14 protein-coding genes and 1 riboswitch are annotated in these 12,544 nt (G+C 40.2%); of the genes, 1 reads left to right on the top strand and 13 read right to left on the bottom strand.

The features are described 5' to 3' along the window. Window positions 1-4: 4 nt before the first annotated feature. The 11 genes from aroB to IV67_RS03655 all read right to left on the bottom strand — a co-directional run bounded on the left by aroB (window position 5) and on the right by IV67_RS03655 (window position 10,693). The gene (aroB, locus tag IV67_RS03705) at window positions 5-1,063 is read right to left on the bottom strand and encodes a 3-dehydroquinate synthase (RefSeq protein ID WP_057787241.1); all 1,059 of its coding nucleotides are present in this window, start codon (window positions 1,061-1,063) and stop codon (window positions 5-7) included. A gap of 4 nt (window positions 1,064-1,067) precedes the next feature. Further along, window positions 1,068-2,066, bottom strand: coding sequence for a 3-deoxy-7-phosphoheptulonate synthase (gene aroF, locus IV67_RS03700; RefSeq protein ID WP_236698249.1), 999 nt, complete (start codon window positions 2,064-2,066; stop codon window positions 1,068-1,070). Between the two features lie 3 nt (window positions 2,067-2,069). Beyond that, window positions 2,070-2,879 carry a shikimate dehydrogenase family protein gene (locus tag IV67_RS03695; RefSeq protein WP_057787239.1) on the bottom strand — a complete coding sequence of 270 codons (810 nt, stop codon included), beginning with the start codon at window positions 2,877-2,879 and terminating at the stop codon, window positions 2,070-2,072. 127 nt (window positions 2,880-3,006) lie between these two features. Then, window positions 3,007-3,687, bottom strand: coding sequence for a VIT1/CCC1 transporter family protein (locus IV67_RS03690; RefSeq protein ID WP_083486661.1), 681 nt, complete (start codon window positions 3,685-3,687; stop codon window positions 3,007-3,009). Between the two features lie 8 nt (window positions 3,688-3,695). After that, window positions 3,696-4,370 carry a VIT1/CCC1 transporter family protein gene (locus tag IV67_RS03685; RefSeq protein ID WP_057787235.1) on the bottom strand — a complete coding sequence of 225 codons (675 nt, stop codon included), beginning with the start codon at window positions 4,368-4,370 and terminating at the stop codon, window positions 3,696-3,698. Window positions 4,371-4,490: 120 nt separating this feature from the next. After that, entirely contained in the window at window positions 4,491-5,114 is a 624-nt protein-coding gene (locus IV67_RS03680) for an ECF transporter S component (RefSeq protein ID WP_057788241.1), read from the bottom strand. A 27-nt stretch (window positions 5,115-5,141) separates the two neighbouring features. After that, the gene (locus tag IV67_RS03675) at window positions 5,142-6,320 is read right to left on the bottom strand and encodes an aminotransferase class I/II-fold pyridoxal phosphate-dependent enzyme (protein ID WP_057787233.1); all 1,179 of its coding nucleotides are present in this window, start codon (window positions 6,318-6,320) and stop codon (window positions 5,142-5,144) included. Window positions 6,321-6,473: 153 nt separating this feature from the next. Next, a complete protein-coding gene (locus IV67_RS03670; protein ID WP_057787230.1) occupies window positions 6,474-7,658 on the bottom strand; it encodes an aminotransferase class I/II-fold pyridoxal phosphate-dependent enzyme in 1,185 nt (394 codons plus the stop codon). Between the two features lie 177 nt (window positions 7,659-7,835). Next, complete coding sequence (locus IV67_RS03665; RefSeq protein WP_236698248.1) at window positions 7,836-8,813, bottom strand: DUF3114 domain-containing protein; 978 nt, start codon at window positions 8,811-8,813, stop codon at window positions 7,836-7,838. 24 nt (window positions 8,814-8,837) lie between these two features. Next, window positions 8,838-9,830 (bottom strand): LacI family DNA-binding transcriptional regulator, encoded by a 993-nt coding sequence (locus IV67_RS03660; protein ID WP_057787226.1) that lies wholly within the window; start codon window positions 9,828-9,830, stop codon window positions 8,838-8,840. 8 nt (window positions 9,831-9,838) lie between these two features. Further along, entirely contained in the window at window positions 9,839-10,693 is an 855-nt protein-coding gene (locus IV67_RS03655; protein ID WP_057787224.1) for a homoserine kinase, read from the bottom strand. A 179-nt stretch (window positions 10,694-10,872) separates the two neighbouring features. Beyond that, window positions 10,873-10,971, top strand: a riboswitch (THF riboswitch). A gap of 41 nt (window positions 10,972-11,012) precedes the next feature. Between IV67_RS03655 and IV67_RS03650 the strand changes: the two genes are divergently transcribed. After that, complete coding sequence (locus IV67_RS03650; protein ID WP_057787222.1) at window positions 11,013-11,564, top strand: folate family ECF transporter S component; 552 nt, start codon at window positions 11,013-11,015, stop codon at window positions 11,562-11,564. A 53-nt stretch (window positions 11,565-11,617) separates the two neighbouring features. On the opposite strand, the gene IV67_RS03645 is transcribed toward IV67_RS03650, so the two are convergent. Both IV67_RS03645 and IV67_RS03640 read right to left on the bottom strand, forming a co-directional pair. Next, window positions 11,618-11,968 (bottom strand): iron-sulfur cluster biosynthesis family protein, encoded by a 351-nt coding sequence (locus IV67_RS03645; RefSeq protein ID WP_057787220.1) that lies wholly within the window; start codon window positions 11,966-11,968, stop codon window positions 11,618-11,620. Window positions 11,969-12,060: 92 nt separating this feature from the next. Beyond that, window positions 12,061-12,411 carry an iron-sulfur cluster biosynthesis family protein gene (locus IV67_RS03640; RefSeq protein WP_057787218.1) on the bottom strand — a complete coding sequence of 117 codons (351 nt, stop codon included), beginning with the start codon at window positions 12,409-12,411 and terminating at the stop codon, window positions 12,061-12,063. Window positions 12,412-12,544 lie beyond the last annotated feature (133 nt).

The raw sequence follows: 12,544 nt of genomic DNA, 5'->3' as shown, positions 1-12,544 counted from the left end.
TCTACTATCCTTTCACAAAGCTCTCTAACTTGCGAATATCTTTCTTAACAACAATTGGTTCACCTATTTTTGCTAGACCAATAAAGTTAATGCGATCATCTGAACGCTTCTTATCATGCAAGAGAAGTTCAAAGAATTCATCTTCACCAATTTCAGCTGAAAATACAGGTAAACCAACTGGCAACAAGCGATTTAAAATTTCATCGCTCACGCCTGCTTGGGTATAACCATCACGTTCAAGTCGGTCTGTGATTGCCACCATCCCGATTGAAACTGCTTCACCATGACGCAAAGCACCTTTTGACATTAATTCGATTGCATGTCCAAAAGTATGTCCAAAGTTCAACACTTGGCGTTGCCCCTCATCGTATTCGTCTTGCTCAACAATATCCCGCTTGTAAGTAATTGATTGTTCAATTAAAGGCACCAGTTGCTCTTTTAAATGTGCAACATCCGTAATTTGCCCCGTCAATGTGGCAAAGTCGCCACCAGCTAATAAACTCATTTTCACCGTCTCAGCATAACCTTCAACTAAATCACGATCTGATAATGATTGTAATAAAGCAGGATCAACTAACACATAGTCAGGTTGATAAAAAGTACCCATCGCATTTTTAACATCCCCGAGATTCACGGCCGTTTTTCCGCCGACACTCGCATCAACTTGAGCGGTCATTGAGGTTGGCACTTGAATCAAACCGATTCCGCGCATGTACAATGATGCAACCAAACCAGCTAAATCAGTCACGACGCCACCACCAAACGCAATCACGCCGTCAAAACGTGTAAATTTATCACGGCTCATTTGTTTAATGATTGTTTGTACCATTTCAATACTCTTTGATTGCTCACCCGCTGGAACCACAGCTGTACTAACCGTAAATCCAACATTTCGCAAATTCATGACAATCGGTTTTAGATATAATTTCGCAACATTGGTGTCTGAAATAATCAAGATTTGACGACTTGACCAAATTTTGCTGACTTTTTCACCAATTGTATTACTGCCCCCCATTTCAATATCAACAGAATAGGGATGATTTTTAAGATTGACCTTTACCATCTATTTAACCCTCCTTCAAACTTAATCGGATTGCTTGTGTTTGTTGCATAATTTTTTCAAGTTCTGCTGGTGTAATAGCTTGTGCACCATCAACCAGTGCCTCTTTGGGATGATCGTGAATTTCAATCATCAACCCTTGCGCACCTATCGCGGCACTTGCCAAAGCCAACGGTGCAACTAAGTCATGCGCGCCCGCTGCATGCGACGGATCAATTAACACGGGTAAATGCGTTAATTTTTGCAAGACCGGTACAGCAGCAATATCTAATGTATTTCGCGTATATTGATGATCAAAGGTACGAATCCCACGTTCAATCAAGAATACATTCGGATTACCTGCAGCCAAAATATATTCTGCCGCATTCAACAAATCATCAATCGTAGCGGACATACCACGTTTTAGTCCGACTGGTTTTTGCTGTGCCCCTAATTGTTTTAGCAAACTGAAATTTTGCATATTTCGTGCGCCCACTTGAAAGATATCCGTGTAACCGTCAATCAATGCAAAGTCACGCGTATCCATGATTTCCGTCATCATATCTAATTCAAATGCGTCAGCTGCAGCCCGATGTGCTTTTAATCCAGCCTCACCATACCCTTGAAAACTGTACGGATTCGTTCGTGGCTTAAATGAACCACCGCGTAAGATGGTTGCCCCGGTGTGTTTAACAGCATCAGCCATTGCAAAAATATGGTCGACACTTTCAATCGAATCCGGCCCAGCAATTAAAGTAAACTGATTGCCACCCAAGCGGGTATGTGCGGTCTTAATAATTGTGTCTTCAGGATGCCATTGACGTGAAGCTTGGATAGCTGCTGGCATCTTTTCATCGACTTTTACATCTGAATCTAACTTTATTTCGAGTTCATCAAGCATATGCTGATTATCAATGGCTAGACGACAGTCTTGGTCAAACAAAATTGTTGCATCTGGCGCTGCCAATTTTAGTTTGTCATACAGTTTTTTTGCCGCTGCTGAATCCGGCATTGTTAGCATTTGCATAATTTACCCCTCATCGATTACTTTCATTAATTCAGATAACTCAGGACGATATCCCGTCCATAATTCATGACTCAAACCACCTTGACCAACTAGCATACCAAGCCCATTAAACGCTGGTACATGTTGTTGTGCTAAGGCCATCAATGGTGTGATTTTTTTATTGTATTTTAAATCAATCACGATTCCCGTTTTAGGTATTTGCGCAATCTGTTGTGTCGTTAGAATTGACGTCTCATCAAACATCCCGACCGGTGTTGCATCAATAATTAAATCGTAATCTGCCAATGAAATTGCACTTAATGCCTGTAATGGTATTTGTAACAAACGATCTACAACGACCTGATTACGGCTAAAATTTTCACTGTTGCGACTTGCTACAGTCAAGTTAATTTCATTTGGTTTCGCCGCCATAATTGAACGAGCTGCACCACCACAACCAATTAAAAGCACTTGGTTAATTGTCTGCGTTAAAGGTAATTGAGCAACAGCCCACCAAAAGCCAGCGCCATCCGTCGTATCGCCAATTAAACGTCCACGTTGATCGTAGTAGAGTGTATTAACAGACGCCGTTTCCCTTGCCCTATCAGAAACATCATCCAAATACGGCATAATTTGCTGTTTATAAGGCATCGTGACGTTGGCACCACTTAATTGAGATAACAACTGTGTGATATTGGTTTCAAAATAATTTGATTCAATGTCAAATAAAGTATAATTGGCATCCAAATGTTCTTGTGCAAACATTGCGTTTTGTAATTTTGGTGACAATGAATGTTGAATTTGTCGACCGATTAACCCATACTGTTGCGTCAAAACACATGCCCACCTTTTTATTTAGTAACCTTAATTATACCAAACAATCATAACCTGTCATTAAACCAATCCGATAAAATTAAAAAAACAGCAAAACATCGATTCGATGTCGTGCTGTCGTTTATTTTTAAAATAATTTTCCAATGGCATAGTGAATCATAATCGTTAAAATCCCCAATAAAATATTACGCCAAATAGCCTTTTTAGGAAAACCATGTCCCAGATAAGCACTCAACGCACCGGTTAATGCAACTGCCAAAACCGTTGCCAAAATCGTAACGAGATATTTAATATTGTCTGGGCTCAACCAAATTGCAAGTAGCGGGAAGATACCGCCTGCCGTTGCACTCACCATTGAAGCCAGCGCCGCTTCCCAAGGATTCACATAGTGACCTAGTTGAATGCCATATTTTGTTTTTAGGATTGTCTCCAAAGGGGCCTTTTGCATCAAATCTGCTGCAATTGCAGCAGAAGTTTGCATTGTTACGCCACGCTTAATAAAGAAATCTTGGATATCTGTCATTACAGTTTGGGGATTTTGCTGCACACGTTGCTGTTCTTTGGCCACAATGACTTTTTCAGAATCAGCTTGGGCACTAACGGATGCATATTCACCTGAAGCCATTGATAACGCACATGCAAATAAATCGGCCACCGCTGCAATTAGAATTGTAAAGTGGTTTGTTGTTGCGGCTCCCACTGAGAAGATGACACCAACAACCGTTAAAATACCATCATTGGAACCAAGCACACCTGCTCTTACCGCATTTAACTTTTCTTCCATCGTCATTTGTTGTTCATGTTTCATTTTTTCGCCTACCGTCCCATCAATTTACCAATAAAAAAGGTAATCATCATCGTAAACAAACCAGCCATCACATTACGTAAAGTGCCTTTGTATCGGTTAACACCGGAAAATTGTGCTGCAATATAACCTGTGATTGCCAAAGCAACTAACACCGCTAGCCCCGTCCCAATGATGCGAATCTTAGGTGCCAAATTAACAATTGTTACCATTGGTAAAATTGATCCCAAGGGAAAGGCAATCATCGATGCCGTTGCAGCACCAAATGCTGAAACTTCATGATGTAAAGTAAATCCATGTCGTTCACGAACAGATGTTTCCAATGCGTTGTCGGCCATCATTTCGTGAGTTGCCTGCGTCGCTAGTTGATGATCAATCCCTAAGCCCTCATACTTTTTAATCACAAAATTAACTTCATCATCATAATGGGTTTTGAGGGCCTGCGCCTGCTCGTGTTCAGCCCGAATTTGGGCATCATTTTGTGAGTGAACAGAAACATATTCACCCATGGCCATCGAAACGGTACCCGCTAACGCGCCAGCAAATCCGGCAATAAAGATTGCAAACGAATCAATCGTCGCCCCCGCAACACCAATAACAATCCCTGAAACTGACAAAATACCATCATTGGCCCCCATCACTGCTGCACGAATTAAATTATTTTTTTCTGCTAAACTCTGTGCCATCTCAACTCATCCTCCTGCTTTATTTAGATTTATTCTAACTTAGAATGATTCTTAAGTCAACTAATTTAGAACGAATCTAAACAAAAAGAAGCTTCCTTTTTATCGGAAGCTTCTATCGCGTTAATGTAATAAATTATTTTTATCCGCACTTTTCAATACTGGAATACCAATAAGTGGCACAATAATAGCACCAGCAATAATTTCAAAAATACCATTTGACCCAGCGATTGTGGTAATTAACCATTGCGCCAAACCAGTATTTGGAATCCCAGTAAATGAGGTATCCATGACCGTAAAACTAATCCAAGTAATTGCAAGCACTAAGGCTGTGTTGATAAAGGCCGCTAAGCCGCCTAAACCAGCTAAATACCAACGTTGCTGCTTCCAATCCTTATTACGGACATAATGCCAATACAAAAAGCCAATCAAAAAGCCAACCGCCATTCGTGGCAAAAAAGCAGTTAATGGATTACGAAACATCAAGGCACCAATACTTGGAACTGACGTCCAAGCATGCCAACATGAATAGGCTGCCCACACTGCCCCTAACAACGCCCCGGTTTTAGGACCAAGTACCAGCGCACCAATTGCAACTGTAAATGTAATAATTGTAACTGATGCACCCAAGAAGAAGGCACCAATTGGTAGCGTTCCTAACCACGGAACTAACGACTGCACCAAAATAATCGCCATAAAGAGCGCCGTCAAAACTAGATGCCGGCTTTTTTGAGACTGTTCATTCATCATTTCCTATCCCCTACAAATTATCGATTAATTCATTTTAGCAAAATATGCCTGCATCCGCTCAATGGCTTCATGTAAATTATCATCAGAAGCAGCATATGAAATGCGAATATAATCTTTAGTTGTGCTTGAAAAGGCACTTCCAGGAATAACAGCGACTTTTCCGTTGAATGCAAGGTCTTTGGCAAATGCATCCCCGTCGCCATTAAATTGCGCTGGAACTTTGGCAAACGCATAAAAAGTTCCAGCTGGTTCCATCACTTCAAATCCCATTGCTTCAAGCTTTGGAATCAACCAATCACGACGACGTTGATATGCTTGTTTCATGGCCAATGGTGCATCGGCAGCTAATGTTAACGCTGCAGTTGCGCCATCTTGGATCACCTTTGGTAATGAGAAAGTCAGTGTTTCATGAATCATTTGTGCTTTTTGAATAAAGGCATGTGGTCCAAGAATAAATCCAATGCGATAACCCGTCATCGCATGTGATTTTGACAGTCCGTTCAAAACAATCGTTTGCTCTGGCAAGATTGTTCCTAATGAAATATGTGGTTGATCATAGGTTAACTCAGAGTAAATTTCATCTGAAATCACCCATAAATGATGCTTTTTAAAGACAACTGCCAAGTCTTCTAATTCGGCTTGCGTATAAGTCACACCGGTTGGATTATTAGGGTAATTTAGTAAAATCGCCTTAACCGGAACTGTCGCCTCTGCAATGGCCCTCTCAACACTAGCTGGTGTCACTTTAAAGCCATCCTCACGAGTATCAAGCGTTACCTTTGTCCCACGCGCAACTTCCAAAGCTCCATAATAAGCCGAGTAAACCGGTTCAGGTAGAATCAAACCATCACCGGGATTCAATAATGTCATTAGCACAACATTAATTCCTTCTGAGACCCCAGCAGTGATGATGATGTCTGAAATATCATCATATTGCAAATCATACTTATCATTAAAATAGGCCAAGGCAGCTTCGCGTAATTTTGAATCTCCCTGTGATTCAGCATAATGCGACTGATTAGTTTCAATTGATTCAATCATTTGTTGCTTCACGGCTGCATCTGTATCAAAACCAGGTTCTCCAAAAGTCAAACGAACTAAATCCGGAATGCCACTTACCATCTTTTGAAATTCTGTCAGATGATCTTCTGGCATGTTTAAAACCATATCGCTCAATGGTTGTACAAATTCACTATTACTCATTATGCGTCTCCTCTACTTTTTATAACTTGCAATTATTATAGCATGCGTAATGTCAATCGCATGTTAAACCAAGCTTAACTTTGCTCAATATTTAACATATAGCTAATAAAAAAAGTTCGATGCCAAGCACCGAACTGTTTACCATTCATTTAATTAATTCAATTTATCAGCCATATATGCTTGAATCCGACGAACTGATTCTTCTAAATCTTCAGTTGAAGCAGCATAAGATAGACGAATGTTCCCTTCACCACCGGCACCGAAAATTGATCCGGGCGCAACACCGACCAAAGCCTTTTCAGCCATGTCACGCACAAATGCCAAATCATCCATTTCAATTGAAGCCGGAATTTTTGCAAAGATATAAAAGGCACCGCTAGGACGTGCAACTTCAAACCCAGCTGCTTCTAATCCTGTTAATACCAAATCACGACGTGCTTGATAAGCATCACGCATCTCTTCTGCATCTTGTAATCCATGCTTCAAAGCTTCAATGGCTGCCGCCATCATTGGTCCTGGTGCTGTTGTCACTAAGAATTGGTGCATCTTCGTAACGTGTTGCAACAAAGCTTGTGGTCCAGCAACGTATCCAATGCGGTAACCCGTCATGGCATGTGACTTAGAAAGACCGCTAACCAAAATCGTTTGCTCTGGCAATAACTTAGCCATTGATGTGTGTGGTGCATCATAAACTAATTCAGCATAAATTTCATCTGAAATCACAACCAAATCATGTTGTCCTAACAAATCGGCCAATGCTTGCACTTCAGCTGCATCATAAGTCACACCAGTTGGATTTGAAGGGTAATTCAACAAAATCCCCTTAGCATCTGGATGGGCTTCCAAAACAGGTGCTAATTTTTCTGGCGTTAGACGGTAATCAGGAGCTGTGCTCAATTCGATAATTTCAAGACTCAAAATTTTAGCAATCGCATCGTACATTGGGAATGATGGGGTTGGGATAATAATCTTATCACCTGGGTTAAAGAGCCCACCCATTGTTGCATACAATGCTTCAGATGCGCCGACAGTCACTGCAACTTCCCCGTTTGGTTCATAACGAGGCGTGTCAAAGCGATTAACCAAGTAATCACTGATTGCTTCACGTAATTCAAGATGACCGGCTGGTGCCGCATAATGAGAATCATCTGAATCAATATCACGCTTAGCTGCTTCTTTAATGTGCTCTGGTACAGCAAAATCAGGCTCACCCAAAGTTAACTTAATCAAATTTGGGATTTCTGAAAATTCTGCATCAATCACACGAATTGGTGAAGGTAAAATCTTAGCTAATTGTGTGTTGTGTTGCTCAGCAAGTGCTGGTTTTACATTTTGCATGTTTGGCTCCTTCTTGACTCACAGGTCAATTGACATATCTCTCTGGATATTCGCTACATCCGTACAATTATATTTTCAACAAATAAAATCGTACGGTATTTATACCGTTAATCATTAGTATACACATTTTTGTTCTGTTTGTGTATGCTTTTCAAATTTTTCTCAGAAACAATTCATTTAAAATTGACGCTTCGCATAATCTCTTAAATATGGCTCAAAATTTCGACCACGCGTTGCAGGTTCGCCATCTAGTAAATCATGAACTTTACCACCATGGTTTGCATAATTAAATGATTCTGTATTGGCAATGGCCTGTAATTCTAACAGCGTATATTGTGTCGCATCTTGATTAAAACGAACGGACCCGTCATCTTCTATCTGATGATGTTGCTCCAACGCATTCCATAAAGAAATCAAATGATCTTGTTTATCAAAAATAAATTCAAGATGATAATCATGCAAGACCACTTTGATATTAGACGCATCCGCAACACCACGATTATGATATTGGGCATCTGGATAGCGCACGCGTCGACCACAAACATCATGAATTAGGCCAATAAAGTTACTTTTCGTTAATTGTTGCTTACGCACAAAATCGATCATTGGTTTGCCCAAATAATAGCGCAATTGATGATCAATCACATCGGACAACATACTCATTGATGGACGTCCAAAAAAGCGCTCTTGACGCACTTGGTATTTAGCATACATTAATCGTGCAACATCCCCTGCAAAATTAACATAGTTCCGTAAATGTTTGGTGTCGTCAATATGCAAATAATACAACAACGGTGTATGATTCCGTTCAGACCAAAAACCTAATCGCGTCATTTGAACAAAATTATCGACATCCACTTGAAAGCCTAATACATTTTCCAAAACAGCGATGCGTTCGGTCGCATTCCGTTGACTAGGTCGATACTCCGCTACCAGCATCTTATGAAATAGTTCAGAACCTACGCGATGGGCATCATACCAAAGTCGCATTTGGCTTGCTTGTGGATCCATCAAATCCATCTCCAACACACGCATAATCGCGTCTTGATAGAGCTTTACTGCTCCTTGGTGCCACCCATCCTTTGCTAGTTGCGTTAATTGTTCTTCTAACGTTAAAAATACAAATTCTGGATGGTCTTGACGAATACTTGCCATCATCAATACCTCCCAATTAAATTTTTATTTTAGAGAACGTGTTGATGCACGTTCAATTAGATCGACATCAATGGCAATGTCTTGGCGTGCCATTTGAAAATTTTCAATCCGTTGCATCAAAAAGTTAAGTGATGTTTGGGCTAACAAACTCACATTTTGGTGAACCGTGGTTAAGCCTGGTTGATAAAATGCTGCATACTCAGTGTCATCAAAACCAACAACTGAAACATCGTCAGGTACTCGCCAATTTAATTTAGCTAAACCTGAAATTAGCCCAATTGCCAAATCATCATTTAGGGCAAAAGCGGCTGTGGCCTTAGAAATAGAAACTGCCATTGCAGCCGCTTGGCCAGATTGCTTAGACAGATTGTGCGTTGTAATTTCACTGACTTTAACCCCGGCCTCGAGCATGGTTTCCTTAAATGATTCGGCACGATAAGTTAAATTGTCAGTAAACACTTGATTTCCCAGTAATACGACCCGTTCATGGCCTTGCGCAATTAAATGTTCGGCTGCTAAGCGACCACCCATACGATCCTTTGAGAAAACAGCATCGGCATCTTTCAAATTAGCATGATTTTCCGTTACCACCATGGCAATATGTCGTTGTTTCAAGGTCTGTGCCACAGTCTCTGGTTCTGCCAATTGACTCACGATAATAATTCCGCTCGCCCCCGCTTCAACTAATCGATCTACGGCTTCATCTGCAGCTTCCCGTTCTCCTGACATAATTGACAGAGACACGTTTTCAGGCAGATCATCACGTAAACTTTGTACAAAAGCGCCGAAATATGGCAATTTCAAAGTCGGTACAATCACCCCAATTAATGTATAATCACGCTTTTTTAAACTGCGTGCATTGGCATTGGGCACATAACCCACAGCGTCACGTGCTTCAAAAACACGATCTCGTGTTGCTTGCGAAAAACGTTCTCCCTTATTATTTAAAATTTGAGAAACGGTTGCAATTGAGACGTCCGCTGTGCGCGCAACATCTTTAATTGAAGCTTTTTTCATTTTTCTACCTACTCTCCTACCGATAATCCTGTGTCTGTCATTTCGATTTCTTCAAAATGACCTGGTAACTCAACGTATGCCAACACATCCTTGAAATCCTGCACTTGTGCTTGCGGTAATAATGTTGCAATAATTGGCCCTTGTTCAACCAAGACCGTTCCATAAATATCTAAAGCATGCGCCGCTTGTCGAATGGCCTGTAAGGCATGATTATCTTTTGTAAACATCTGCTGCAAGCGATCATTTTCTAATAGTTGACCCGCTAATTCAACTTGTTGATTCTGCCAAGCTGCCATTAACATATTTCCGCCGGCTGCTGCTGCAACGCCTTGGTCATAGTCAATTGTTTCAGGATTCCCAAAGCTGATTGCTTCAATTTCATCTGGAATATACAGCATTCCAGCATATGTTGGGCAGACAAAGCCACTGGCATAAACATCACCAGCCTGTAAATAACTCACTGCCGGTTGTCCTAATAAAGCCGCCGCAACATGTGCCGGCTGTTTCGCTGTCCGCGCCGCCAAAGTTAATTTTGTAAAATCATCTAATGCCAATTGACCAAGCTGATTTCCTAATTCAATCCCACCTAAAATTAAAGCATCTTGCCAACCAAGACCTTTAGTTGTAGGCAACGTTGAGGTAATTGTCAACGCATGGGGTTTAATATTCGGCGCCAGGTTCATTGCAATTTGAACGACATAATTGGTTTCATCATGTGTTAGCCTATCGGCAAAAGGGTGTTGCACACGCCACTGTTCCGTCTCTTCGCCCACTTCAATTGTGACTCCGACATTTAATGGAAATCCGATTGATTGAACTCCGGGACCAAAATTTGCCAAAGTCGCAGGAATGTAAATTCGCATGTTGCACCCTCACTCATTGGTTTTATTTTTTTACGTTTTGAAAAATTTTTCACAACTTTTTTCTAGTTTACCATATTCAACTGAAATGTTTTACCTATTGATTTTACTAAATTAAACTTTTTATAGTTTTTTTACGAATTAGTATGAAACGTGCTATACTCAAGACTGTTGTTTTGTCACACAGGGTAGGTTTTAACGCGTCAAGTGTTGTGGAAACGGAATGTGAGCCACAAACGAAGGAGTATATACTTCGCGATGTTATTACCACATTCACTGTTACTAGTGAAACCCTCCACTATTATTAGGAGGTGTTTTCAACATGAAAACATTAGAGTCTTTTTTCCCGCGTCTTAACACAAAGCAATTAGCTTTATTGGGCCTATTAACGGCCTTGCTAATCATCTTAAGTCGCTTTACTTTCGGTCCGGATACACTTAAATTCGGCTTTTCATTCATTGCTGCCGCCCTTATTGGTAAGTGGTATGGGCCCATCTGGGGGATGTTTGTCGCGTTTATCAGCGATTTTCTAAGCAACTTATCAAGTGCCTATGCTTACTTCCCTGGTTTTGCATTTTCAGCCATTGTTGGTGCCTTAATCTATGGAGTTGGCTTTTATCAACATAAGCAGCTAAGTCTAATGCGAATCCTCATTGTAACGGGTCTAGTCATTATTATCGTTAATTTGTTCTTAAACACGGTTTGGGTGGCAACCCTTCAAAATCTTTGGAACAATCCCAACGCACTAAAGACTGTCTTTACAGCTCGTTTAATCAAACAACTTGTTTTCTTGCCAATAGAAACGGGATTATTATATTTGATTTTAAACAATCCTAGTCTTGAACGGATGCGTGCTGAAGTCTTTAACAACTAAATTGATGATTATCAAAAGGACACAATCTAAAGCGATTGTGTCCTTTTTTAGTGTTATTTATTTTGTAAATCAATCATTTGCATATGTCCATCCAAAATGCCACCAGCGCCTTTTAGGACTAAATTTAAGTTATCATCTTGTATTACTGTCATCTGCTGATCTAATTGCTCTTTAGAATAATCTTTAATCAAGACTTGCCCCAGATTACTTTCAATTTCCGCATCAAACTCAGGTGTCGCAGCCGCTTTAGTCGTTAAGACCAATTTAAAAGCCGTATCTAAAGAACAAATACCGACCTTTGAGAACGGACCAACCCCATCATCAAAATCCAAAACGACCACTGTATCTGCGTTCAGATGCTTTTTTATCCGCATCATAACATCATCTGAAAATTCTAAATCCATGTCATCACCCCTCTTTTCAATCCTATTATACGCTTATTTTAAATAAGTGTATAACAAAAACGCACCACCCTTCAGGCAGTGCGTTTGCTGAATTATTTATCTTGTACATCCATTAGAATAACGTGGTCATCAAGTGCACCACCATCACCCTTTAGACTAATGTTTAAGTACTTATCAACGCTCAAAGTCATATTTTCATCCATTTGTTGCATTGAATATCCCTTAACATAGACAGCACCTAGATTACTATCAATGGTTTCATCAAAATCAGCTGTTAGTTGATCTTCACGCGCAAATACCAAATGAAAGGCTAAATCAAGCGTACATGTTGCAGCATCAGAAAATGGTCCAACTCCATCATCAAAGTCCAGTACGATTTTCGTTGAATCATGTAAATGCTTGGCAATTTTCTCTTGTGCAACATCATTAAAAGTTAACTTCATTTTGTTGAATCCCCCAGTATTACTTATTTATTGTCACTTAATATACATGAAAAAAGTTAAAAGAACAATAAAAAAACAGCTAAAAATAATTAGCTGCTTATTTGAATGTGACATGTCCTTAAAAAATATACCA

Source organism: Weissella minor (assembly GCF_001437425.1).
Taxonomy (GTDB): Bacteria; Bacillota; Bacilli; order Lactobacillales; family Lactobacillaceae; genus Weissella; species Weissella minor.
This window is presented reverse-complemented; position numbering and strand designations above follow the sequence as displayed.